Below are 24,975 nucleotides of genomic sequence, written 5' to 3'. Positions count from 1 at the left end.
GTTGATTATTTTTTTACTTCCCCTAATTATAGCGCAATGACGCAATAGCGCAATAGCGCAAAAGTTTTTTTTCTCAAATACTGTGCAAAAATAGAAGCCGCAAGCTTGAGCTTCAAATAAGGATGGCAGAAGAAACTAGAGAGGTGAGGGGAAGAATCCCCAAAGAGTTAAAAATTGCGTTTGAAGTTGCCTGTGCGCGTCTGGAAGTGACGCAAACTGCGGCTTTAGAGGAGGCGATCAGAGATTGGTTACAAAAAAAAGATTCCCCTGCGGGTGACAAGTCACAGAGGAGTTAAATAGCTATGCTAAAAATTAATGAAGTATTCGTAAAATATAATTCCTGAGATTAAACCTAAATGTTTGAGCAAACTTTTAAAAATATTGATGATGTTCTCTGGAAAGAGGCGGGGTGTACTACGGAGTTAGATTACACTGAACAAACTTCATGGTTATTGTTTTTGAAGTATTTGGATGATTTAGAACAGGAACGATTTGAAAAAGCGGAATTAAGTGGCGAATCCTATACGTTTATTATTGATCAAAAACATCGTTGGTCAGTTTGGGCAGCACCAAAAGATAAAAATGGTAAGTTAGATCATGATCATGCTTTGACTGGTGATGATTTGATTGATTATGTAAATGATCAGTTATTCCCTTATTTACGGAGTTTTAAAGAACGGTCTAGCGGTTCAGATACGATAGAATATAAGATTGGCGAGATTTTTAGCGAGATTAAAAATAGGTTTCAAAGTGGTTATAGTTTGCGGGATGCACTGGAATATATTGACGAATTAAGATTTAGATCCCAGCAGGAAAAACACGAGTTATCCCATCTCTATGAAGCGAAAATCAGAAATATGGGAAATGCGGGGCGTAATGGTGGAGAATATTATACCCCACGTCCTTTAATTCGGGCAATAATTCAGGTGATCAAGCCGAAAATCGGGGAAAAAATTTATGATGGTGCTTGTGGTTCGGCGGGTTTTTTATGTGAGAGTTACGATTATTTAAGACAGGGTAAGTTAACTACTAAACAACTGGAAATACTGCAAAAAAATACTTTTACAGGGAAAGAAAAGAAAAGTTTAGCTTATGTTATTGGCATCATGAATATGATTTTACATGGGATTGATGCCCCGAATATTATTCATACTAATACTTTGACGGAAAATCTAAGCGATGTTCAAGATAAAGATCGTTTTGATGTGATTTTAGCTAATCCTCCTTTTGGGGGGAAGGAACGAAAGGAAGTACAGAACAATTTTAATATTAAAACTGGAGAAACAGCGTTTCTGTTTTTGCAGCATTTTATCAAAATGTTGAAGGTTGGTGGTAGGGCGGCGGTAGTGATTAAAAATACGTTTCTTTCTAATTCTGATAATGCTTCCCGTGCTTTGCGTCAAGAGCTTTTGAGTAGTTGTAATTTACATACTATTTTAGATTGTCCTGGGGGGACTTTTATCGGGGCGGGGGTGAAAACTGTTGTTTTATTTTTTGAAAAAGCAGAACCTTTAGACGCTATTCAGACAACACCGATTTTTAATCAAGGGAAGTCTATAAATGAACAAATGGCGACTAAAAAGATTTGGTATTATCAATTAGATCCGGGGCGAAGTTTGGGGAAAACTAATCCTTTAAATGATGATGATTTACGGGAGTTTGTGGAGTTACAAGCTACTTTTGCAGAGTCGGAAAAGTCTTGGTTATTGGATGTTGCTGATATTGATCAGGAGTCGTTTGATTTATCGGTGAAGAATCCGAATAAGGGGGAGGAAGTGAGGTTAAGAGAACCGCAGGATATTTTGGATGAAATTGCAGTTTTGGATCTGGAAAGTGCGGAGATTTTAGAAAGTATTGGGGGAATAATATGCAGTTGACAGTTGATAGTGGACAGTTGCCAGTTGGTTGGAATGTAAAATATTTAGATGAACTTTGTGAAAACCTAGATAGTAAAAGAATACCTATAACAAAATCTTCAAGAAAATCTGGCAACATTCCCTATTATGGTGCTTCAGGTATTGTTGATTACGTTGCTGATTATATCTTTAATGAAGATTTACTTTTAGTATCTGAAGATGGAGCAAATCTTTTAGCTAGAACTTATCCAATAGCATTTTCTATTACAGGTAAAACTTGGGTAAATAATCATGCTCATGTACTTCGATTTAAGGAAAACATAACACAGATTTTCGTTGAATTTTATTTAAACTCTATCTCTCTTGAGTCTTATGTAAGTGGTATGGCTCAACCAAAACTTAATCAAAAATCACTTAATTCTATTCCTATTCCTATTCCCCCACTTCCAGAACAAAAGAGAATTGTAGCGATATTGGATGAGGCATTTGAGGGGATTGATAGAGCAATAAGCAACACTGAAAAAAACCTGAGCAATGCACGGGAACTATTTGAAAGTTATCTAAATTCTATTTTTAGTCCAAAAGGTGAAGGTTGGGAAGAGAAGAAGTTAGAGGATATTTGCAGTATTACATCTAAACTCGTTGATCCTCGACAACCAGAGTTTATTGATTTACCACATATTGGCGCAGGTAATATGATTTCTATTACTGGGGAACTAATAGAGGTTAAAACTGCCAGACAAGAACAACTAATATCTGGAAAATTTCTTTTTGATGAAACTATGGTTCTCTATAGTAAAATTCGTCCTTACTTGATGAAAGCTTGTAGACCTGAATTTAGTGGGCTTTGTAGTGCAGATGTTTATCCACTACTTCCTAATAATGAAGAATTAAACAGAGATTTTTTATTTTATATTCTTATGAGTCGAGATTTTACAAATTATGCAATTTCAGGTTCAGACCGAGCAGCAATGCCGAAGGTAAACCGAGATCATCTTTTTAGATATAGTACATGGATTCCTAGTATTTCAGAGCAAATAAATATTGCACAAAAAATTGATGACTTATTTACTGAAACCCAACGCCTTGAAAATATCTACCGTCAAAAAATCGCTGCATTAAAAGAATTAAAACAATCCATCTTGCAAAAAGCATTTACAGGGGAATTAACAGCAGACAACCCGAAAACCGCAAAGGGGAAAATTGCAGCATGAGCGATTATTTAACGCAATCACGTAATCATCTCAAACTTGTGTATTTTCTGATTCTGCCTCTAACTTTAAACTTAATAATTCATACTCGTGCTTTTCCTTATTAAGAACAGTAGAGACAATTGCATACTCTTGAATAGTTGCAACATAAACTGAATCTTCTTCAATAGATTTTACATCTTTAATAGCAGAATCAGCTATAGAACATTTATATTTTTTTCGAGAACTTACCTCTTGCAAAGTAGTGGTTCTAGTATTGTAATTAATCTGAGTTAATTTCACTTTGACACAAATTTCTGTTTCTGCTCTTAGTTTAGTATTGTTAATGACATCAATCACCTTAGATATAGTTTCTTGCTCTATTTCTCCCACTTGTACCTTTTGACCAGGGGAAGCCCAATTTATTTGTAATTTACTTATGCCAATCCTGGTTAAAGCCATTAACAACTCAGTATATTTAAAGGCAGTTTTCTTTTTGAGAATATTTAGTTTAGCTGGTAATTCTTCTGAATTTGCTCCTAAATTTATTAGTTGTATAAATTCTTTTAAGCATTGTCCCAAAAAAGATTCTCCTAAACCTAAACTATCTTCCTCATACACAGTACCTTCTAAACGCATTCCAAATGATCCACTAAATACACCGGACATGACAACTTGAGTCTTTTGCTTGACTTCAAACGGTATAATGTGACTTTCCGATTTTCCTGATTTTATTTGTCCTATCGCATCAATTGTTTCTTGCAATGAAGATAAAATTGACCCCAGATCACCCACAGGAGCTTCCTGAATATCTTTATCTGGAAATTTTAAAACAAAATCTATAATTTCTCTTCTTTTCTGCGTAGAAACTACTTCAATATTTTCACTATTCTGAAATTCAGATTGAATAAATTGTCCTAATTCTGGTAAATAATCATCTGGTATTTCATCACATTCAACATTTTTAACGATGACATTTATTTCATCTTCATAAGGAATTTCTACTTGATAGACAAAAGCATCTTCTGTCTCAGCAAATATATGTCTAAGCTCTACTTCACCTTTAATTACACTCTGAAAACGAGATGAAGATACAGGAGCATATAGCCATACTTCAGCTAAATCTGAACTATCTACACAAACTACAATAAAAGTTAATCCTGATTTATTTTTGCAAGAAAACAATACAGGTTTATCATAAAAGTCATAAACTTCTATGATTGCAAGTTGTCCTAATATTGTCCTTTCCGGCAAAAAACTCATGGCTATAAATGTAGTTATCAGTTAATTATGTTTTACTAGAGTCTTCTTTATTTATATCAATTAATTCAAAAAATTGATCAGGTGCAGTATTCTCAGGTATCCACCAAGTATGATGGGATTTTCCATTTTTTGATGGAGTGGGTTTAATTTGTCCTAGTTCTTCATTCAAAATTCCCTTAGAAATGTTCATACTCTTAAAACGTGGAATACGACTAGAGAGGTTTTTAGCATCATCCAAGGATGAATAAACTGATACTCCACAGGTTTGACATTCGGATGCGCCCGGAGGACATTCCTTATTTGGATTTTCTTGCCGCCAAGATAAAAAATCTTCTGGTAGGGGTTTTGGATGAGCCTTTTTAATAAATCTGTAGAATTCTCCTGATGCAGTATTGGATTCTGATGGAGGACATTGATCTGGGAAGTTTTTTGGATATATCATCCTTTCGTTTTCAAGTATAATAACAAGTCTATTTATAATTTATTTACTAGACTGACTACCATGAATCTACTACAAAGTGACATATAATATCTATGAAGTTTTGAACAATTTATTTTTGCTTATAAATAATCAATAAGATTATAGGATTTAAAATTAGTATTTATTATTACTCAAGTTATATTCGTGTATAAATAGGTCTTAATAGAAAGTCATATTTTAGATACGAGCCATGATGAACGAAGCCGAAACCCGCGCCGAATTAATTGACCCTGCCTTAACTGCTGCTGGTTGGGGAGTAATTGAAAATAGTCGCATCCGTCGAGAAGTCATCGCCCCTGGTCGCTTAATTGGCAACGGTAAACGGGCTAAAGCAGACATCGCTGATTATGTATTAGTTTATCGTGGTGAAAAACTCGCAGTTATTGAGGCTAAAAAACGCGATTTACCGGATACGGAAGGTTTAGCACAGGCGAAAAAATACGCCGAAAAATTAAAAACTCGCTTTGCTTATTCTACCAATGGTGTTGGCATTTACCAAGTAGATATGCACACGGGTAAAGAAGGTTATATTAACAAATATCCCACTCCCGATGAACTATGGGAAGCTACCTGGCTGTTGAGCGAAGTCGAAACCAGTGAAGCGAATACATGGCGTGATCTTTTTGCAACTATTCCCTTTGAAGATAAAAGCGGTACGTGGGAAGCCCGATACTATCAACATAATGCTATCAAATATGTTTTAGAGGCGATCGCTCAAGGACAAAACCGAATTTTATTAACAATGGCCACTGGTACAGGTAAAACTTTTATCGCTTTCCAACTGGCCTGGAAACTCTTCCAAAGCCGATGGAACTTGAGCTATAAGCCCACACGCCGCCCCAGAATACTATTTTTAGCAGATCGTAATATTCTCGCAGACCAAGCCTTTAACGCCTTTTCTGCCTTTGCTGATGATGCCCTAGTTCGCATAGATCCCGAAACCATCAAAAAACGGGGTCGAGTTCCCAAAAATGGTAGTATCTTTTTTACAATTTTCCAAACCTTCATGACAGGAAAAGATGAAGAAGGTAAACCCACCCCCAAATTTAATGACTATCCCCCCAACTTTTTCGACTTTATTATTATTGATGAATGTCACCGAGGGGGAGCAAGTGACGAAAGCACCTGGAGAGGAATTTTAGAATACTTTTCACCTGCGGTACAATTAGGACTTACTGCCACACCCAAACGTCAAAATAATGCTGATACCTACGCTTATTTTGGCGAACCAGTTTATACTTATGCCTTGAAAGATGGGATTAATGATGGGTTTTTAACTCCCTTTAAAGTGAGGGAAATAGAAACTACTTTAGATGAATATATTTACAGCCCTGATGATGATGTCATAGAAGGGGCGATAGATGATGAAAAAACCTATACAGAAACAGACTTTAACCGCATTATTGAAATTGAAGAACGGGAACGCTACCGAGTGCAACTATTCATGGAGGAAATAGATCAAAATCAAAAAACTATTGTATTTTGTGCTAACCAAGATCATGCCCTAGCGGTAAGAAATTTAATCAATCAAATGAAGATTAATAATAATTCTAATTATTGTCATCGAGTGACAGCTAATGATGGCAAATTAGGAGAACAACACCTGAAGAATTTTCAAGATAATGAAAAAAATATTCCTACAATTTTAACCACTTCGCAAAAACTTTCCACCGGGGTTGATGCTCGCAATGTGCGGAATATAGTCTTAATGCGTCCTATTAATTCCATGATTGAATTTAAACAAATTATCGGTCGTGGTACTCGGTTATATGATGGGAAAGATTATTTTACTATTTATGATTTTGTGAAAGCCTACGAACATTTTAACGATCCAGAATGGGATGGTGAACCCCAAGAACCTGTAAAAGTTACCAACAGAAAAGCAAGAGAATTACCACCAAATACAGATCAGAATACCCCAAAAGAGAGAACAGAAAAAACAGAAGATACCACACCTAAAATAATTAAAGTTAAATTAGGAGATGGTAAAGAAAGAACTATTCAACATCAAATATCTACCAGCTTTTGGAGTGTAGACGGTAAACCCATTACCGCCGCAGAATTTATAGAAAAGCTCTTTGGTGAAATTCCCGAATTGTTTAAAAATGAAACTGAATTAAGAACTATTTGGAGTCGTCCAGATACTAGAAAAGCCCTATTAGAAGGATTATCAGAAAAGGGTTATGATGCAGAACAATTAACAGAAATTAGCCGTTTAATTAATGCTGAAAAAAGTGATTTATATGATATTTTAGCCTATATTGCTTATGCTGCTGTACCTATTAGCCGTCGAGAAAGGGTTTTGGCTCATAAATCCTTAATTTTCTCTAAATATGTAGGTAAACAACAGGAATTTCTTGATTTTGTGTTAGATCAATATATTAAAGATGGAGTCGAAGAACTGGATCGATCTAAGTTACCCCAATTATTAGAGTTGAAATATCATACTATTCATGATGCCATTAAAGAATTAGGTAGCGTTGCTAATATCAGTGAAGTATTTATAGGATTTCAGCAGTATTTGTATTCACATGATATAGCAGCTTAATTGGGCAGGTTGCTACAATTAAGCACTTTTGTAATGTTTAATCACGTTTTTGCCGTTTAGCCATCGTTGGAAAAGGCAGGAAACAATGAGAACATTCCCCTTGTACCCAATCTGCGGGAATAGGGAAAGGGGTTTCACAATTAGTACATTTTATTAGTAAACGTAAATTGTGGCGATGCCTTTGGCCGGCGTAGCCATCGCACCTGATTTTATCCTTTAACTGCCACTCAACCCGATGACAAGGAGATTCTGCATAACAAGCAGCACATAACCTAATTGGTCTAGGCTTCATCGTCATTCCCTGAGAGGGGAGCATTTCCATTAATCTATCAGCATTAATTCCCACTACAGAGGACAAAGCCTCCAACTCCTGTCGAGTAGGAAAGGGATTAAAATACAACTTTTCCCAACGTAAAATAACTGCACCGAGTCCAGTCAATTTACCTAACTGGGTAGAGGTTAAATAATTTTCTCGACGAAAGCGACCTAAGAAATGACTTAAACTTTCTCCATCCAGGGGTTCTACCTCAAAAAAACGAGGTTCATCCGCAGCAATTTCCATTATTCAAACCAATCTAAAACTTCAGTTAAAGTCTCTTTATCTATTTTCTTCAATCCTTTTCTCAAGGCTAAAATTGAAGCTCTTCTCAATACCCGATCTACTAAACCAATTTTTCCACTTGTTTTTTGATACAAAGGTAATAAAGTTTCATTTCTTGTGAGATTAGAAGGGAGAGGCAAACATAAAACTTCTTCTTCCCAAATTTTTACTAATTCAGAAAATCTTTTCTCTGATACTAATGGTAATCTATAACATTCTATAAATCGATCATGAATGTAAGGCTCTTTTTTAATTAGATTATCCAAACCATCCGTACCTACAAGAACAATGGAAATTCTCAGCAAGTCGTAAATTCGGGCAATTTCACTAAAAGTATTCAACTTGAGAAAATTTGCTTCATCAATAATTAGCATTTCCACTTTAGATTCTTTGAGTAGTCTTTGTACCCGTCTTCTGATATCAGTAAGTTTTCCCGTAGTTGACTCATATTTTAAACTTTCCAGAATCAGAACTAATAATTCACCCGATGAGCAATCTCCTGGAACTTGCATATACAAAACAGGTACAATATCTTTTTTCCCTCCTCTTTTTTGTGGCTTATTTAATAGTCTATATACATCACAAGTAACCGACTTACCTGCTCGTGGAGGTGCAACAATGCGACCACATTGTTTAGAAAGACGCAAACCATCTAACCAATCATGTATTTTTTGTATATGCTCTAATTCCACAATACTGGGAGTCAGGAGACGTTCAATTTCTGGCTGTAATTCCTCTGGAATTGGTTCATCTCCCCATAAATTTTGTACCCATTTCTGCCAATAATCGTCTTTCATAATTTGTGTTGTTTGGATAGGTATTAATAGAATTAATCTGTGAATTGAATTAAAAACTACTCATCATAGTCTTGACGTAGTTGTTCATAGTTGAAAACTCTAGGTCTTCGAGATTGTGGTGCTTGGGTTTTAGGCGTTTCTTCTGGAGTTTCTACTAGTTCTGTATCACTGAGATTGATGGGTTTATAAACAGGATAAACTTGAGCCTGTTCTTCTTTTTTGCGTTCCTTCTGAGTCTTTTTCTTTTGCTTGATGAAAGTATCTCTATCGTGTATCTCTGCCAAAATGGATTTATTGCTGAGTGTTTTACCCACAGAACGCACTTTTCGACTAGCAGCTTTCGCCTCTTCTAAAGATAACTGCTCTGTTTCCCAATCCAACGCATGAGCAGCAGAAAGAAGCTCTTCCTTACCTTTATCTATTCGATAAACCCAAACAGTTGTAATATCCCTGGGATCATATCTGAGTACAACACTTTCCCCAGCGTAAGCTGCTAGGTAATCTCCTCGATACATAATATTTTCAAAGCTGAGATATCCGCCTTTGTAAATACTGCGTCGAGTTTTTTTCATCAAACAGACATCTAATTCGCGCTCCTTCACCATTTTGGGTAGAGCAGGTAATCCTGCTTCCCATCTTTGAAACCTTGATTGCTCTTTTGTACGTGCATCAAGACGCTGATTATAGTTGTCAATAATGTAGCGAGCTAACAATAGGTGCAGTTCCCGTAAAGTCAAGCAAGCTTCTTCTTCTGCCGTCTTAGGGCGTTCCTGAATATTAGAGCCTAAATAGCCATAGAAACCAGAGAGAAATTCTGTATTGATAGTGCCAAAACTACGTTCTTCAATACCACCTTCACTGGGGCGATCGCGTAAATGACACTCAAAACCTAATTGGAAACCAATCTGTTTTAAGTGGTCTGAGCGAAAATCTCTGCCACCATCAGTGAAAAGATTTTCAGGTACACCATAAGTTGCCCATTCACAATGAAGTTTGTATTCTGTACTATACTGCTTTGGCAAAATAGCATGGCGTAATGCTAGGGCTACCACTTGAGAGCTTGGTGCATCAAAGCCCAAATGAATACCCATGATACAACGAGAGTAACTGTCTGTAATTTTGGTGAACCAAGGGCGAGACAAAGGCTCACCATATTGATCCACCAACATGACATCTAATTTTGTATGGTCACACTGCCAAACATGATTACTATGATGTACATCTAAGGTTTGCCCATCACGAGTTTGATGAGATACTCGTGACCCCCGCCATCCAACATTCCGTACTTTCTGTTTTTGCTCTTTCCGCTCAATAATAGGGTTAAGAACTCTGTAAACTGTCATGTGACTGGGGTAATCTTCTAAACCTAGCTGTCCTGCTCTGACTTGTACTCTGATTGCTACTTGAGCCGGAGTCATTTTTTTACTACCCTTATTACCTTCTTTAAAAGTGCTGATAATAAATTTTTGCCACTCAGGATCTATCCGATAACTGCCTTTATCATTTCTCTCAGTGTCAACAATTGCAGATAGACCGTCTTGTTGATACTTCTTGACTAGACGCTGAACTGTTCTGACAGTCTTACCCAGTTTTTCTGCTGCTACTCTTAATTTCTGACCATAGGTTTTGCGATCGCATGGTTCAAGTAGACCTTGGATCACTTCCATCTTGAGTTTTGCTTCAGCCGAAAGTTCGGTAATAATTACGTTTGTTTCTTCTGGTTCATCATCCTGAATTTCTTCTAAATCATTGTTGTCATCAAACGGCAGATATTCTTCGTCTTGATTAAAGATAGGTATTTCATCCATAGTGGGACTCAGACAAAATAGTAATTCGCTATTGTGCGGTTATATGCAATCTTCCTGGGGTCATTGACTTATCAATGACAGTAAAGGAGGTATTTGCTAATACTATTGTACTAACATTTGACTATGATATCACCTCTTACCCTAAAAAGCGACAGTTAATTTGTTATGAGACTAAAAAAAATTTAGAATTAGGAAAAACTGAAAAAGCGACACACAATATGTTATTATTCTAGACGACGACAATTAAAATGTTAAGTATCCAAGTAAATGTTTCAATAATAAAAACGCTGTAAACACTTATGTGGTAATAATTTCAGCGTTTTTAACTTTAACGACATTATTTTGTTATAACGACAAATAATTTGTTACTCGACAATTGTCCAACGCGTCTACCCATCCCTAGATGAAGGTAATGCTATGGTTTCCGTGTGGTTGGATGCGATTTATCATATGCAACGTCTTCTTTTGCAAGAAAATACGAAAATTGCCAGAATAATAGTGATTTAACTCACAAGTTGCCTTCAATTCAATACAAAGTCTTTATAGGTTAACTTTAAATATGAGAGTAACAATTAACTAGGCTGATCTTTGGACGGATAAATTTCTACCTCACAGTTAGTAGCTAAAAATTTAGCAATTGATTTAGTCTTCTTTCCTAAAATTATACCATGAGCATCATTACCATCAACAGGATCATGTTTTACCTCTAGACCTTTCTCTATAACTAATTCCGCAGGTATAGAAACTACTGCATTTTTACCTATTTTTTTGGCTCTATCATAACTTTCTTCTATCGTTGTTAAACACAATATATCAACAGACATTTCATCATCTTTAAAAGCTGCTGATGTTGGTCTTTTTTCATCCCAATCAAATTGACCAGGATGAAGCCATCTCAACAGCTTGTCAGAAGAGTTAACTTGATGAAGTTTAGCCATTTATCAATAATCAAAATTAAATAGCCAATCTAGTATAGGATACAACTCATCTAAATTGAACTCTCCTTCAACTTCTGAATCACCTTCAGTCTTCAAAAATTCAAAAGGATACTCTGCTGAAATAGGAACATAAAGTTCTAATTGCTTGTTTGAAAAGCGTTTACCAGACCATTCAAATAAAATCATACCATCCGAGCAAGGAGCAACAAATGGCTCAATCTTGTCAAAATCAATGTTTCTATCAATACAATAGCTGCGAAGGTGGGAGTAAAGAGTCAGGGATAAATCAACCTGCTGCTTAGAAAACTTAGAGGCATTATAACCATCCCATTTATCATCTAAATCTGATAAATGAATAATTCTTTGATAAGCATTTTTATTTTTTCTCCAATCAAATTCTTCTTGTTTGCGTGAATCAATAAATAATGAGGCATTATTTATTGCATAAACGCCACTAAAAGATAGATATTTTACTAAAGCAGCTTTTGCAGCAGGTGAAATCTGAGGAATGCCAGCATTTTTAAATGTAACAGAATAAATAATAGGAATCTGTCTGCCAATGCTGCGGATGGAAGCGGTATCAGGCTGTTGTGTGTTTTTAATGTAGGTGTTGTCCCAAGTGCTTGTGTTCATAATTGTTCCTGGAAGTCAACTAAAAAATTTTCTTCAATGAAACAAATAAATTTATTTAAATCAGACTGATATGATTGTATAACTTTTTTGAGATGTGTGGTTTTTTCTTGAAGATTAATACCTATTAATTGTCGGTGGAAATTAGCCGCAAAAGTCATAATCGCTGTTTGCTCATTATTAGGTAGATTTTGCATTAAAGCTTCCTGAATAGCAATAGTGAAATTACTGTCTTCAAATTGATAAACAAACTGAACAACTGTATTAGGAGATTTTCCTTGAAAATTTTTCCATTTACCAGCAGCTATCAATTTAGTTAAAACAATATCTTGTTCTTTATCTTTTTGTTCAATCAAAATATGAGCATTAACATTAATGCCTATTGCTTGATAATTAAGATTAGGAACTACATCCACAAATTTACTACTAATTTCTGGTATTTTATAAATTTTTTCAGTATCAATAAACTCCCCAAATGAAATTTTTTCTGGTTGAGCTACAATATTAACTCCATTTTTATAAACAACTTGAGACACAGGAGGAGTACAGATTGGTGGCATTGCTAACTCCCAGTCATTAGGTACAATATGGTTGTACTTCAAAAAGTCAGGATTTAAAATAGATGGGTTAGCGTTTTCTGCCACCAATACCATTGAAAAGTCTCGAACCTCCACATTTTTACTGAGCATTAGATAACCCAACCTCACTATAAGCCAAGGACGCTAAAGCAGAGCTATACTATCCCTTCCTATCAAGCAGTTGTGCCAACACTACTCAAGCATAGGAAAAAATCTCGGCTACTGCCTCAATGCTATATCTATATCATCCTAAGAATGCACCATTTTGCGGAAAAATTGCAACGAATTTTAAATACATATTAAACAAGGGCTTGATGCTTTGGCAATTCCCCATAAGTCTGAAATGGCTGTAATAATAGACTTATAGACCTAATATCGCTAGTTTTTAATCTTAATCTAGCATATCAAAATTTCCATATCTACAGGAGAGGGCAAGCGATATCTACAGGGGAAACGCTAACGCTTTCAATATCCTACATTTTCTTCTGATGTTCTACCATCTCCCCAAACGGAGTAAAACACCGCTGACACCACGCATCAACCCACACGCCCGAATCTTAAACCCAGCCCCACAACCTTAGCCAAAGCCTCCGAGTGTTTGCTGAGTGCGATCGCTCTGGAAACATTCACCTAAACAAACCTGGTCAACTCCCACAGTATTTTTCTTCTCAAGAAGTTGTAATGTTGTACAGTCTCAGCATAATTTCAGTTTTCTATAACCATAATTTAATCAGCACAGCCGAGAATAGTATTGATAATTAAAAGTATTTTCCTTACAGTGGTGTTATTGTGACCAGACAGAGAAGAAAATATCCTTTTATCCCCAAAATTCCAGGTCAAATCTATCTCTGGCTGGCAATTCTGATTTTTGGAGCCTCTAGTGCAGTTACCCGCAAACTAACGCAAATCGGCGCTCAACACTTCATCGATGGTCGAAATCCGATTTCTCTGTGTAATGTTTTATTCGTAGGTAATCTCTGCGCTTTAATAGTTTTTTTACTAATTTATGGACGACAGTGGAATAAAGCGACTTTGCAGCAGCTGTCAAAAAAAGATTGGTACTTACTAACAACGGTAGCTATTTTATCTGGAGCCATTATTCCCGGCTTAGTTTTTCAGGCATTAGCAATAACAAGAGTCAACAATATCATTTTGATTGGCCGCTTGGAACCACCTTTAACTATGGCTTTATCAGTGTGGTTACTGCGGGAACGAGTGAATCGTTGGGACATTATGGGAGCCTTAGCTGCATTTATTGGTGTCACCCTCACTATTCTCCTTCAACCACCAGGAGCAGCAATGATGAATATGGAAGATTTAGGAGTGGGTATTGGCGAAATATTAGTAACATTTGCTGCCTTGATTTCTGTAGTTTCCACAATAATTGTCAAAGGCTGGCTTGCCCATATCCCCCTAGGAATCTTCAGTATCTTTCGTACTGCTCTAGGAACTGTAGTATTTTTCTTGATTGCTTTAATTCTCTATGGTAGCGACCATTTCAAAGATGTATTCTCACCTTTTCTGTGGCAGTGGATGCTTGTTTATGGTGCGGTAATTGTCGTGCTAGGTCAATCATTTTGGCTCAAAGGCTTGAGAGCTTCTACAGTGTCAGAGGCTTCCTTAGCCGGCTCTTTTACACCTATTGTGGGTATTCTAGCAGCTTATTTTGTCCTGGGAGAAGCCCCTACCGTAGCTCAATATATCGGTGGTAGCTTGGTTTTAGTTGGCATATTGTTGAGCCACATTGGTATCAGACTTCAGAGCGATCTGCTTGCAGCAGCGCTGAGTCCCAAGGGGACACGCTTACGCGAACGCTATCGCAAAACTGCACCTAAAAAAGTAAATTCTCTTCCAGCAGAACAAGAAGTAGAAACTGGGATGGGATTTAAAGGAATATAGAATTTATCTGCAAAGAATACTTGTTGTCTATTACTATTGTCAGATATATTGCCTTTAGTTATACGTTTTTTCTATTGTGATAGATAACAACAACCTTTTACTACGTAATCTTTGGTACTATGCCCTACCTAGTTATCTCCTGAAACCAGGTAAAATGGTGGCTCGGATTTTCTTAGGAGAACCAGTGCTACTGATGAGAAGCCAAGATGGCAAGGTTTCTGCTGTGCGCGATATTTGTCCTCATCGGGCTGTACCCTTAAGTTGTGGTCGATTCGATGGGCAAGAAGTAGAATGCTGTTACCACGGTTGGCGCTTTAATCCTGCTGGAAACTGTGTAGCGATTCCATCTTTATTGCCAGAGCAAGATACGAATTTGAGTCGCTTCGATGTGCAATCATATCCTATCCATGAGACTCAAGGCAATATTTGGATATACATGACAGATGGGGATAAATCTCAACCCAGTGCTTCAGAAATGGAAGTTCCCATAGTTCCAGGTTTTGCGGAACAACAACCCCAACTAGTTGAGGTAATGCGGTTTCCTTGTTTTATTGATCATGCGGTGACAGGTTTAATGGACCCTGCTCATTCTCCTTATGTACATCGGGTCTGGTGGTGGAGAAGCGGGAAATTACATGAAGAAGTCAAACAATTTGATCCTTCACCTTACGGGTTTACAGTCCGACGACATAAGTTGTCAGAGAATATGGAGAATATGAGCCGATTATATTGGTTAGTCGGTGGTGGTATTCCCGAAGTAGAAATTTCTTTTCGTTTACCAGGTGTGAGAATAGAAGAAATTACCTTTGGTAAACATCGACTTTGTAATTTGACAGCGGTTACACCGATTTCTGATACAGAAACTGAGGTAACTTTTGTTCTTTATGGGATGCCTAGTTGGTTAACTGTATTCAAACCTTTGATTCATGTATTAGCGCGGAAATTTCTAGATCAAGACCGAACAGTGGTAGAAAAGCAGCAAATTGGACTCAAATATGATCCAGTGCTACGATTAATTAAAGATTCGGATATGCAAGCCCAATGGTATTACCAGTTAAAGAGGGAGTTTGCTCGCGCAACTTCTGAAAAACGGGAATTTGTCAATCCTGTTAAGAGTGTTTTACTACGATGGCTTGCTTGAAGAACAATTAAAAATTAAGCATCTTGAATATCAATTTTTTCTAGCTTTTCTGCAATTAATTGGTTAAATTGCTCTATAAAATTTATATCAATTCCTGGCTCTATTTGTAGTTAGTCCATATAGATATAAAAAGCCCCTTGGTCTTTAGGATGCATTTTTAGATATTTCCTTAACTGTTCTATAGTCATTGTATTAAAGTTAATATTTGTCATAATTACTAAGAATATATTTTCAAAATTCCTCATAATCAAATCCATTATCGTTTCTTATTCCCATACTCAGAATTCCAGAAGGCTCTGCCTTCCTTGTAACAGCAGAGTCAGAGACGCTATGATAGCATTCCCAGTCAGAGACTGGGAACGAGATAAATCCGCTGTAAATAGACTAGTACCGCTTTCTCGGAATTAAAAATTAACAATTAAAAATTTAAAAAGTAGATTAAACAGGCTTTTTCAGTATTTTTAATGATTGCTTAACTTACGCCGTGTTGTACTAGTATTGTAATAGTAATAGTAGGGGTTTAGCAATGCTAAACCCCTACCTTATGTAATCAAACGATTAAACATTTTTGAAAAAGTTAATTTTTTAAGGTGAGTATTTACCCTGGTTATGTGGGTGAATAACTATTATCAATCTTGAATCCACACCGAAACTGAGCCACCTTGACAAGGGAACTCAGCCCAACCCTCTTCATTCGTATAAACAGGTTCTTGAATATGTTCTGTCAAGTCGTAAAATTTGGTATTAGGTTTACCAACTTCCATCCATTTACTACCACCAGATCCATTACTCATAACTACAGCCAGCCCTTTGGGATGTTCTGCATCTCCTAGTCTTGTCCAGCCGATGACATTTTGGTCATCAAAATAGTCATATTGTGGACCATAGGCAAGATTCTGACGAGCATAGAGAAATTTGTCAATTAGCCCACGATGAGAAGGAATAACAATGTTGTAATCGTTGCCGTCTCTGCCCTTGTCTTCATATTCTGCACCATAATAGTCAGCATAGAATACGCAAGGATAGCCTTCGGCACGGAGGAGAATCAACGCATAAGCCAAAGGTTTAAACCAAGGTTCAACAGGCGATTCTAAAGCTTGTAATGGTTGGGAGTCGTGGTTTTCAACAAAAGTGACAGCTTGGGTGGGTCGTTCCTGCATTAATGTCCCATCCAGAATACTCCGCATATCATAATCACCACCTGCTTTACTAGCACGGTGGAAATTGAAGTGGAGGGGAACATCAAACAAGGACATTTTGTTCTCAACAGTATCGAGATACCAGTGCAATGAGGTGATATCGTCCTCCCAATATTCACCCACTGCAAATAAATCTTTACCCACATATTGCTTGAGTTGATCCAACCATTGGGGAAAGAACCAAGCAGAAATATGTTTAACGGCATCAATACGGAAACCATCGACTCCCGTAGTATCAAGATACCATTCACCCCAACGAGTTATTTCTTCTCTGACTTCCTGGGATTGAAAGTCTACATCACATCCCATCAAATAGGCAAAGTTACCTTTTTCTAAGGCAACATAATCATCAAATTTTTTACCATCAAATAAATAGATAGTATTTTGCTCTTGGGAATAATCATCATAATCTACAGCATCAAAGTGCCACCAATGCCACTGAAAGTCAGAATATTTCCCTTGACGACCGGGAAATGTGTAATGGGTGTAAGCATTGATCTCTCGTTGCTCACCTTGAGGATGAAGCCGATTATGATCGGAAAATGGTGTCGCTTTAGCTACTTCGCTCTTGTCCCCTCCCATTCTGTGGTTGAGGACAGTGTCTGCGTAGACTTGTAAACCCTGTTTTTGAAGTGCTTGAATAGCATCTAAATACTGTTGGCGATCGCCATATTTAGTTCTAATTGTCCCTTTTTGATCAAATTCGCCCAAGTCGTACATATCATATACGCCATATCCCACATCATAACCACCTCCTATTCCTTTATAGGCTGGTGGTAGCCACAAAGCCGTAAAACCTGCATGAGCTAATTCTTGAGCTTTGTTTTTCAGATCATTCCACAGGATTAAATCAGGATCGATATACCAGTGGAAATACTGCATCATTGTGCTGTTGATTTGGGACATTTAGCTGATTTCCTCAAATTGTTCACAAAATAATGGCGAAATATGAAAAGCTCATTCATTCAGTGTTTTGGATAGTCTGAGCTTTTTAATTACTCCAATAGTTACTTGCTGTTTTACGGGAAATCGCTATTTTTTTGGAAAAATTTTAGGATTATTCGTGTTTATGTCTTGTTTGCCAAGAGACATAGAAAAACAAAATAGCCAGCAAAACATAACCTACAGCCCAACTACTACCTGTTCCCCAACCCAAATTAACAACCGTATCTGCGATCGCCCACTTATAGCTGTGCATTAAACCTACCCAAGATAATACAGCACCTCCCAATGACCAATAAGCAGCTTGACGAAAATCTCGTTCAATAATAAAAACAGTGATAGCGGCTAATATCATCGCTGAAAAAATAAACCCCTGTTCTAAAGCAAAAGCCCCATGAATATAGGTATCACTCAATTTAAACTGCTCAATTAAAGCTGGTGTAAATGGCTTTTCTGGAGTGCCTAAACCCGCCGCCCGCAGGGCATTTTTAGCTATTAAAGCCCCCCACCCGGCAATACCTGGTAACAAGCCCACAACGACGGCTGGGGCGTGGTGAGAGGGTGTAGCAGTGAAACTTTGGGCAACTATCACAATCCCAATCCAGAGGACAATTGCCATACCTGCCTCAATGGGGACAAAATAGGCAAATAGGGCGATCGTGCCACTTAAACACAGAATGCCCATAATGACACCGTTAGCGATCGAATAACCCACTCTTGCCCCTAAAGCCTTCCATCCAGGATGACCGATATAGATAGTTGTGGGGAAACAAGAACCGAAAACCGCAGCCACAATAGTACCAATACCGTTAGCAGCTAAAGATGGTACAGCTGGAAAAACATCTCCCGCAGCTTCAGCACTTTCTAAATTTTGAATACTTCCAACGAGGTTAAAGAGTCCCATTGGTAAGATGATGCTGAGGTATTCTACTAAGACTGTGCGACTTTCCCAAAGTTGTCCTAAATATAAACTGGGGAAATAAAAACCAATGGGTGCGATCGCATCTGTAAATTTAGCATGATCCCAACTCACTAAACCTGTTCCCCATGCTAGGGTAATTCCTAACAACACAGCTAATAAACCTCCTGGTATGGGAAAACGCACTTTACCGAAGTAAGTAACGAGGATGACACCCAGGGGAACTAAACCGACGACTGGGTTAGCAAAGGTGCGAAATAAAAAGCCAATAGCAATAAACGTAATAGCGATACCACTGAGGGTAGAAAGCATAGCTGCACGGGGAGCAATGCGACGCAGGGGGTTGACGATAAAAGCACCTAAAAGTTCAATTAAACCTGAACCTAAACAAGCTACAATACCTGCTTGCCAAGCTAATTCTGACGCTTGTTCAGGAGAGACTCCTTTGGCTATTGCTGCTAACCTCACAGGTAACATGACTAGAAAAATATAGGCAAACAGACTTACGGTGTTGATACCATAAGGAAGGGCGGTAATATCATCACGTTGTTCTTTGGTGCCTTGTTCTTTTGCTAACCAAGCATAATAAAAGTTACCAACAATTAAACTAAAAGCTACACCGGGTAAAATGCGTCCGTAGACTAGGGAAGGTGGGAAACCTAATACACCTTGACATAAACTGACAATTAATAATATTTGAATAAAGTTATCAAGTACCAGTCCAAATAAACCATCTATATCTCTGCGAACAAACCAACGCGGGGTTTTTGGTGTTGGGGTTTCCATGTTTTGTAAATTTTGCTGTTTCTGGGTTTAAGGATATCAGGAAATGGATGTTGTCTGAATCAGGATTTAAGGATTTACAGGATTTACAGGATTTTTTTTGGCATAATGGAAATAAAGAAACTGTGAATGCATAATGATTACTCAATTAATGGTTCAACCCTCATCCCTAATATCTTCTGGTATTAGGAAAGAAAACTAAAAGAAAGGTTGATAAAACAGTTAAATGTGGCGGATGTAGAATCTGATTTTGGTTAATAATAAATAATTTTTATATCATTTTTGAAATTATTGGTTTATTTAAGAAGAACTGTGTATGATACAGTTACCAGCAGTTTGCCTATACAGGTAAGTTACACAAAATTTAAAACGCAATAATCCTATGAATATCAAATTTTTTCATGCAGATGATTCATCTTATTTTTTTCTTGATCGGTTGCTTATAGTACCGTTTGGGTATAATTATGTTAATAAAAAACCAAGTCCTAAGGAAAGATTGATAGAACAGTTAAGAAAGCTGGGTGTAGAACCTGATATTTAATAGACAATTGGTAGCATTTCAGCTACCACAATTTCTAAATCAGAAAAATCTAAAGGAGATATTTTTTGATGTTCTGTGATAATTTCTTGATTTTGATAACCTTCAGGTGTGGGATTTCTAAATACAATTAATTCGCGTTTGACTACATCTAACACCCAATAATCTTTAATTCCTGCTTGAGAATAAGCTTTAGCTTTGATTTCTTTCTGTATCTAGTTTTAAACTACTATCTGCAACTTCGATAATTAAATAAATTTGGTTCTTTCGGATATTTTATGGTAAAAACTAAAATAAACAGAAATTAATGTCTAAAATTTGTAAGCATGGAAGCCCAGAATTGAGTAGATACAAAGATTCATAGATTTTCATATATGTTTAAAAACTGAAATGATATAATTATATATATCAAAAACAAAAGTTGTGGCGATAGTTATGAAATTTCCTGTAGAGAAAATCCTGAATCTTCCAGAGATGAAAGTGTTAGATTGCCTTCGCGTAGCGTCTCGCAGAGAAGAAGTGGAAGGAGCAGGAATAATCATCACAATAGAAAAAGCCGACAACGATTGTACCTGCCCTAATTGTGGACAGACTACTTACAGTATACACCAAAATCATTGGCGAATGATTCATGATTTACCGTGGGGTGAAAAATCTGTTTTATTAAAAATAAATCGTCGTCAATTTAAATGTCATAAGTGCAAAAAGGTATTTAGTGAAAACTTGGACTTTGTAGAAAAAAGTAAAGGATATACGAAAAGATTAGCCACTAACATTGTAGAACAAGTATTGAATAGCAACATTCAGAGTGTCGCCAAAAGAAACGACCTCAGTGATGAAGAAGTGGAATCAATGTTAAAAAGGCAAGTATCGCAAATACTGAATATAAATTTAAGTCAGGTCAAAAGGTTAGGTATAGATGAAATTGCATTAGTGAAAGGGCAAGGAAATTATTTGGCATGTTAGTAGATTTGGATACTCGCAAACCCATAGAAATAGTGAAGTCAAGACGGATAGAAGAAATACGTGAAGTCATTGTAAATTGGGGAGTTCAGGTACTTGAACAAATCGTTGAAGTCAGTATTGATCTCTGGTCGCCTTATAAAAGTTTAGTAGAAGAATTAATGCCTAATGCTAATATAACGGCTGATAGATTTCATGTTATGAAACAGGTAAATGATGAATTAGATAATATGCGTAAAAATGAAAAGAAAGCAGCAATGTCTTTAGAGGATAAATCAGAAAGACAAAGAATATTAGCAGGATTAAATAAAAGCAAATATAGTCTGATTAAAAATGAATATTCCTTAAACGAACAACAACAGGGAAGATTAAAATCTGTTCAGGAAGTATCGCCCACTCTCAAAAAAATGCACTCCTTGAAAGAAGAATTTAGAGAAATATTTGAATCTTCTCAATCTTGGGGAGACAGTATTATTAATTTATTAGATTGGATGCACGATGCACTATCATTCTTTCCTAAAACTATAGGGACAATGATTAGATGGTTTGGAGAAATAGTTGGTTATTTTGATGGCAAAACTACCAGTGTTACTGTCGAAGGTATTAATAATAAACTCAAGTTGATTAAACGACTTGGATATGGCTTTCGCAACTTTAGCAATTTTCGATTACGTAGTTTATTAAACTGGCACTTTAGTATTAATTCTCCATAAAAGAGACGCAAGAACCAAACAATTAAAGTCTTAAAAACCGAATTGAGTATAGAACCAATTCGCGCTGATTTTGTCACCTTCTTACAAACAGAAAATCGCATTTTACATATTGAATTTCAAACCAAACCACAATCTAAACCTCCCATTCCTTTTAGAGAGTTAGACTATTCAGTGAGATTAATCCGTACATATCAAGTTCCGGTTACTCAAGTCGTGATTTTCTTACAAGAAACAGATGATCCAATTGTTTTTACTGAAGAATATGTTAACGAAACAACACGACACCGTTACCGTGTAATCAGAATGTGGGAAGAAGAACCAGAATTATTTTTGCATAATCTGGCTTTATTACCATTAGCACCATTAACTCGGACAAATTCACCCCAAGGTTTATTATCCCAAATTGCCAATAATGTTGCTAAAATTGCAGATAGGGAGACTAAACAGGATATTGCAGCTTACACAGAGATTTTAGCAGGTTTGCGGTTTGAAAAAGATTTTATTCGTCAATTATTGAGTGAGGATCTTATGCAAGAATCAGTAATTTATCAGGATATTTTGCAGAAGGGAGAAGGAAAAGAAGCAGTTAAATTTTGTCTGATGTTACTTAATCAACGTTTTGGAGAACTTGATTCTGAAATAGTGGAAAGAGTTAAAATCCTACCTGTGGAACAGTTAGAAAATTTAGGTGCAGCGTTGTTTAATATCTCTGAAGTTGCGGATTTAGTAAGTTGGTTAAATCAAGAAGAACATCATTAATAGTGATTTTACAATTCGGGGTTTAGCACTGCTAAACCCCTACACATCTGGGTTTTTTGTAATTTTACGAAAGTCCATTTTCCACCCGCGCTTAGTAGAAATACAATGGAGGGCGCCGGGTCGGCGCCCCTACAGTTAAAAATCAACTCCTCGCTTCAGTTCTACACCTTGATTTGCATAGTGTTTGTGACAATAAACCTCAGAGTGAATACTGGCTAAATCAAAATATGCAGGTTGATTTTGACAGCGACCGGTAATAATAACTTCCGTGTCTCTTGGTTTACGCAATAAAGCTTGAACAATGGGATCAACAGGAAGTAATTCTAAATCAACAGTAGGGTTGAGTTCATCGAGAATGATGGTTTTATAGATTCCAGATGCGATCGCAGTTTTGGCAATTTCCCAACCTCTCTGGGCTTCTATATAGTCTAATTCTTGCCGAGAATTACGCCAAACAATCGCATCACGTCCACAGCGTAAATGATCCACCACTTCAGGATAAGATTGCTGCAAAGCTGCGATCGCTGCATCTTCAGTATAACCACTACCACCCTTCAACCACTGCATAATTAATACACGGTTAGAACCGGGATGATTAATTCCTCTCCCAATCGCTTTTAAAGCCTTACCCAAAGCACTAGTTGACTTACCTTTACCCGCACCAGTATAAATTTCAATTCCTTCAATTAACAATTCTGCTGCTGTCGGGTGATGGTGAGGTTTCATTTCCGAGTGCAAATCCGCAATATCCAGTAATTCTTGTGGTGTCGCTCGTCCAGTAGCAATGATTTCCAATTCCTGGGGTTTAAATTTTAAAGTTTTTACTACCTCATCGACAGGAAGCAAACCCAAATCCAAAACCGGGTTAATTTCATCTAAAACCACAACCGAGTATAACCCTGATGCGATCGCACCTTTAGCCACATCCCAACCCCGCAAAGCTTCCTCTCTGTCAAAAGGGGTAATCTCATCATGTCCAAAAAACTCGGCTCTACCCGTGCGAACCTGATCAATCAAATGGGGAAAACCACGCTGTAAAGCTGCGATCGCTCCATCTTCATCATAATCCCGTTCTGGGCCTTTGAGAAACCGCAGCAGTAGAACGCGATTTGAATCACTCGGTGCATTGATTCCCAACCCAATCGAGCGCAAAACCACCCCTAAAGCCGCTTGGGACTTACCTTTGCCAATACCATCATAGACGTGAATTTGGCCAATGAGCCGTTCAGAACGCACTTGTGCTGTGCGAATACCGATGCCATTTCTTGTCATTTCTGGAAAAGCTGTAACGTCGCAGTCTCCTATTTTACCTAAACTAGCACTGCTTCGCGGAATTAAAGCAGAATTCAGGAGTCAGGAGACGCTTCGCAGACCTCCGGTTCAGGAGGAGGCAGTGCGGTGGACGGGTTCCCCGGCATAAAGCAACTGCCGTTCAGGAGTAAAACTGGCTTGGTGTATAGGTTTCAATTTTGATTCTGTACCTCATTGATCTGCAATCTGCTGTAAAAATTAAAAATTAAAAAAGCTTATTGCAAATACTTTTCAGAAATTTTGTAGCTGGCTTCTCCGTAAGTGCTTAGTCGCTTTGTTGACAGTATGTTGTCCTAGTGTGTAGATAAAACTATTGCCTGTTCCCTATTCCCTTCTTTGATGAGATAATTGCCACCAACATCCGTATCATCTCAGTTATACTCTACATTTAACCCAGACTCTTGACAAATGCTACATTTTAGATTTAGGTTGCTCAGTTAATCCTTTAAGCCTGATCAGCGAAACAAATCTTTAATTCAACATCTCTAAATTCTCATCCTTTCGTGGGTGGCTTCAATCCCAAATCCCAAATTTATTGAACTTATTGAACTTTATGCCTGAAGAATTATCACTTCCCCGAATTTTACCCATTGGTGCAATTGTGTTTGAAACTTTGTTCTTATTAATGGCCATTCCCATAGAAGGATACATTCTCCATCTCTGGCTAAAATTTGACAAAAAAACTAGCATCTTTTATGCCATTGCCATGAATGTTTTTTCCAGCGTCATTGGCTGGAATATATTTTTCCTAGTAGAGCCAATATTACCCGTACCAATTAAGTCAGAATTAATTAGCTATGTGTTTTTTAATAATTTCAAAAATCTCGGCACTCAAAGCTATCTAGTCATCACTGGTTTTATTATATTTTTTAGTACTTTTTTAATTAAGTTTTTTTTATTAAAAACCTTAATTGTTTCTTTGGGTGAATTTACCAATACCAAAAATGAAGACAATACACTACTCTCTCAACGCCAAAGATTAAAATTAACTAACAAAGCCAAATTACGAAACACCAATTTAATTACTACTACTTTAATAGCAAATTCTCTTAGCTATAGTGCGATCACTATAGTTATATTGATTCGCACCTACTCTGGAGGATTTAAGTAATTAAGGA

General features: G+C 37.0%; 19 protein-coding genes and 3 pseudogenes. 9 read left to right on the top strand and 13 right to left on the bottom strand.

Going from position 1 to position 24,975, the window contains the following annotated elements; all coding sequences use genetic code 11:
- Positions 1-122 precede the first annotated feature (122 nt).
- From H6G59_RS01835 to H6G59_RS01825, 3 genes are read left to right on the top strand one after another with little or no spacing between them, the layout of a single operon-like run.
- Entirely contained in the window at positions 123-296 is a 174-nt protein-coding gene (locus tag H6G59_RS01835) for a hypothetical protein (RefSeq protein WP_190711460.1), read from the top strand.
- Positions 297-356: 60 nt separating this feature from the next.
- Entirely contained in the window at positions 357-1,877 is a 1,521-nt protein-coding gene (locus H6G59_RS01830) for a class I SAM-dependent DNA methyltransferase (protein WP_190711459.1), read from the top strand.
- Positions 1,868-3,070: a restriction endonuclease subunit S gene (locus tag H6G59_RS01825; RefSeq protein ID WP_190711458.1), complete on the top strand. Its 1,203-nt coding sequence runs from the start codon at positions 1,868-1,870 to the stop codon at positions 3,068-3,070. Before H6G59_RS01830 ends, H6G59_RS01825 begins: the two co-directional genes overlap by 10 nt.
- Positions 3,071-3,100: 30 nt before the next feature.
- On the opposite strand, the gene H6G59_RS01820 is transcribed toward H6G59_RS01825, so the two are convergent.
- Positions 3,101-4,309: a DUF6575 domain-containing protein gene (locus H6G59_RS01820; protein ID WP_190711457.1), complete on the bottom strand. Its 1,209-nt coding sequence runs from the start codon at positions 4,307-4,309 to the stop codon at positions 3,101-3,103.
- Between the two features lie 25 nt (positions 4,310-4,334).
- On the bottom strand, positions 4,335-4,751 hold the full coding sequence (locus tag H6G59_RS01815) for a hypothetical protein (RefSeq protein ID WP_199331883.1): 417 nt from the start codon (positions 4,749-4,751) through the stop codon (positions 4,335-4,337).
- A 232-nt stretch (positions 4,752-4,983) separates the two neighbouring features.
- On the opposite strand from H6G59_RS01815, the gene hsdR reads away from it, so the two are divergent.
- Positions 4,984-7,338: an EcoAI/FtnUII family type I restriction enzme subunit R gene (gene hsdR, locus H6G59_RS01810; RefSeq protein WP_190711550.1), complete on the top strand. Its 2,355-nt coding sequence runs from the start codon at positions 4,984-4,986 to the stop codon at positions 7,336-7,338.
- A 37-nt stretch (positions 7,339-7,375) separates the two neighbouring features.
- Here hsdR and H6G59_RS01805 read toward each other — a convergent pair whose 3' ends face one another.
- The 6 genes from H6G59_RS01805 to H6G59_RS01780 form a co-directional block, all read right to left on the bottom strand.
- A complete protein-coding gene (locus tag H6G59_RS01805) occupies positions 7,376-7,900 on the bottom strand; it encodes a TniQ family protein (protein WP_190711456.1) in 525 nt (174 codons plus the stop codon).
- Positions 7,900-8,736 (bottom strand): TniB family NTP-binding protein, encoded by an 837-nt coding sequence (locus tag H6G59_RS01800; protein WP_190711455.1) that lies wholly within the window; start codon positions 8,734-8,736, stop codon positions 7,900-7,902. Before H6G59_RS01800 ends, H6G59_RS01805 begins: the two co-directional genes overlap by 1 nt.
- A 56-nt stretch (positions 8,737-8,792) precedes the next feature.
- Positions 8,793-10,544, bottom strand: coding sequence for a Mu transposase C-terminal domain-containing protein (locus H6G59_RS01795; RefSeq protein WP_190711454.1), 1,752 nt, complete (start codon positions 10,542-10,544; stop codon positions 8,793-8,795).
- 572 nt (positions 10,545-11,116) lie between these two features.
- On the bottom strand, positions 11,117-11,482 hold the full coding sequence (locus H6G59_RS01790; protein ID WP_190711453.1) for a hypothetical protein: 366 nt from the start codon (positions 11,480-11,482) through the stop codon (positions 11,117-11,119).
- Positions 11,483-11,485: 3 nt separating this feature from the next.
- On the bottom strand, positions 11,486-12,115 hold the full coding sequence (locus H6G59_RS01785) for a hypothetical protein (protein WP_190711452.1): 630 nt from the start codon (positions 12,113-12,115) through the stop codon (positions 11,486-11,488).
- Positions 12,112-12,756, bottom strand: a complete 645-nt coding sequence (locus tag H6G59_RS01780) for a hypothetical protein (protein ID WP_190711451.1) — start codon at positions 12,754-12,756, stop codon at positions 12,112-12,114. Before H6G59_RS01780 ends, H6G59_RS01785 begins: the two co-directional genes overlap by 4 nt.
- A gap of 723 nt (positions 12,757-13,479) precedes the next feature.
- On the opposite strand from H6G59_RS01780, the gene H6G59_RS01775 reads away from it, so the two are divergent.
- The gene (locus H6G59_RS01775; protein WP_190711450.1) at positions 13,480-14,589 is read left to right on the top strand and encodes an EamA family transporter; all 1,110 of its coding nucleotides are present in this window, start codon (positions 13,480-13,482) and stop codon (positions 14,587-14,589) included.
- A 76-nt stretch (positions 14,590-14,665) separates the two neighbouring features.
- Positions 14,666-15,730 carry a Rieske 2Fe-2S domain-containing protein gene (locus H6G59_RS01770; RefSeq protein ID WP_190711449.1) on the top strand — a complete coding sequence of 355 codons (1,065 nt, stop codon included), beginning with the start codon at positions 14,666-14,668 and terminating at the stop codon, positions 15,728-15,730.
- A 110-nt stretch (positions 15,731-15,840) separates the two neighbouring features.
- Here H6G59_RS01770 and H6G59_RS27795 read toward each other — a convergent pair whose 3' ends face one another.
- The 4 genes and pseudogenes from H6G59_RS27795 to H6G59_RS01755 form a co-directional block, all read right to left on the bottom strand.
- Positions 15,841-15,942: a DUF6887 family protein gene (locus H6G59_RS27795; protein WP_422601649.1), complete on the bottom strand. Its 102-nt coding sequence runs from the start codon at positions 15,940-15,942 to the stop codon at positions 15,841-15,843.
- Between the two features lie 417 nt (positions 15,943-16,359).
- Entirely contained in the window at positions 16,360-17,835 is a 1,476-nt protein-coding gene (locus H6G59_RS01765) for an alpha-amylase (RefSeq protein ID WP_190711448.1), read from the bottom strand.
- 151 nt (positions 17,836-17,986) lie between these two features.
- Positions 17,987-19,576: an NCS2 family permease gene (locus H6G59_RS01760; RefSeq protein WP_190711447.1), complete on the bottom strand. Its 1,590-nt coding sequence runs from the start codon at positions 19,574-19,576 to the stop codon at positions 17,987-17,989.
- 534 nt (positions 19,577-20,110) lie between these two features.
- A pseudogene (locus H6G59_RS01755) lies at positions 20,111-20,375 on the bottom strand (Uma2 family endonuclease); the annotation flags it as partial.
- Positions 20,376-20,546: 171 nt separating this feature from the next.
- Here H6G59_RS01755 and H6G59_RS01750 point away from each other — a divergent pair.
- A pseudogene (locus H6G59_RS01750) lies at positions 20,547-21,787 on the top strand (ISL3 family transposase).
- A 15-nt stretch (positions 21,788-21,802) separates the two neighbouring features.
- Positions 21,803-22,546: pseudogene (locus tag H6G59_RS01745) on the top strand (Rpn family recombination-promoting nuclease/putative transposase); the annotation flags it as partial.
- Between the two features lie 135 nt (positions 22,547-22,681).
- Here H6G59_RS01745 and H6G59_RS01740 read toward each other — a convergent pair.
- Positions 22,682-23,818 (bottom strand): cob(I)yrinic acid a,c-diamide adenosyltransferase, encoded by a 1,137-nt coding sequence (locus H6G59_RS01740; RefSeq protein ID WP_190711446.1) that lies wholly within the window; start codon positions 23,816-23,818, stop codon positions 22,682-22,684.
- Positions 23,819-24,410: 592 nt separating this feature from the next.
- On the opposite strand from H6G59_RS01740, the gene fraC reads away from it, so the two are divergent.
- Positions 24,411-24,968: a filament integrity protein FraC gene (fraC, locus tag H6G59_RS01735; RefSeq protein ID WP_190711445.1), complete on the top strand. Its 558-nt coding sequence runs from the start codon at positions 24,411-24,413 to the stop codon at positions 24,966-24,968.
- The last annotated feature ends 7 nt before the right edge of the window (positions 24,969-24,975 follow it).

The organism is Anabaena lutea FACHB-196, assembly GCF_014698305.1.
GTDB lineage: Bacteria > Cyanobacteriota > Cyanobacteriia > Cyanobacteriales > Nostocaceae > Anabaena > Anabaena lutea.
The sequence above is the reverse complement of the archived record's forward strand: the minus strand, read 5'-3'. Positions and strand labels throughout refer to the sequence as shown.

What these genes read in the sequence shown, in the direction of transcription:
- H6G59_RS01785 (WP_190711452.1), bottom strand. Translation starts at nt 12,115, where the DNA reads ATGAACACAAGCACTTGGGACAACACCTACATTAAAAACACACAACAG.
- H6G59_RS01800 (WP_190711455.1), bottom strand. Translation starts at nt 8,736, where the DNA reads ATGAAAGACGATTATTGGCAGAAATGGGTACAAAATTTATGGGGAGAT.
- hsdR (WP_190711550.1), top strand. Translation starts at nt 4,984, where the DNA reads ATGAACGAAGCCGAAACCCGCGCCGAATTAATTGACCCTGCCTTAACT.
- H6G59_RS27795 (WP_422601649.1), bottom strand. Translation starts at nt 15,942, where the DNA reads ATGACAAATATTAACTTTAATACAATGACTATAGAACAGTTAAGGAAA.
- H6G59_RS01740 (WP_190711446.1), bottom strand. Translation starts at nt 23,818, where the DNA reads ATGACAAGAAATGGCATCGGTATTCGCACAGCACAAGTGCGTTCTGAA.
- H6G59_RS01815 (WP_199331883.1), bottom strand. Translation starts at nt 4,751, where the DNA reads ATGATATATCCAAAAAACTTCCCAGATCAATGTCCTCCATCAGAATCC.
- H6G59_RS01835 (WP_190711460.1), top strand. Translation starts at nt 123, where the DNA reads ATGGCAGAAGAAACTAGAGAGGTGAGGGGAAGAATCCCCAAAGAGTTA.
- H6G59_RS01805 (WP_190711456.1), bottom strand. Translation starts at nt 7,900, where the DNA reads ATGGAAATTGCTGCGGATGAACCTCGTTTTTTTGAGGTAGAACCCCTG.
- H6G59_RS01825 (WP_190711458.1), top strand. Translation starts at nt 1,868, where the DNA reads ATGCAGTTGACAGTTGATAGTGGACAGTTGCCAGTTGGTTGGAATGTA.
- H6G59_RS01765 (WP_190711448.1), bottom strand. Translation starts at nt 17,835, where the DNA reads ATGTCCCAAATCAACAGCACAATGATGCAGTATTTCCACTGGTATATC.
- H6G59_RS01795 (WP_190711454.1), bottom strand. Translation starts at nt 10,544, where the DNA reads ATGGATGAAATACCTATCTTTAATCAAGACGAAGAATATCTGCCGTTT.
- H6G59_RS01760 (WP_190711447.1), bottom strand. Translation starts at nt 19,576, where the DNA reads ATGGAAACCCCAACACCAAAAACCCCGCGTTGGTTTGTTCGCAGAGAT.
- H6G59_RS01830 (WP_190711459.1), top strand. Translation starts at nt 357, where the DNA reads ATGTTTGAGCAAACTTTTAAAAATATTGATGATGTTCTCTGGAAAGAG.
- H6G59_RS01790 (WP_190711453.1), bottom strand. Translation starts at nt 11,482, where the DNA reads ATGGCTAAACTTCATCAAGTTAACTCTTCTGACAAGCTGTTGAGATGG.
- fraC (WP_190711445.1), top strand. Translation starts at nt 24,411, where the DNA reads ATGCCTGAAGAATTATCACTTCCCCGAATTTTACCCATTGGTGCAATT.
- H6G59_RS01820 (WP_190711457.1), bottom strand. Translation starts at nt 4,309, where the DNA reads ATGAGTTTTTTGCCGGAAAGGACAATATTAGGACAACTTGCAATCATA.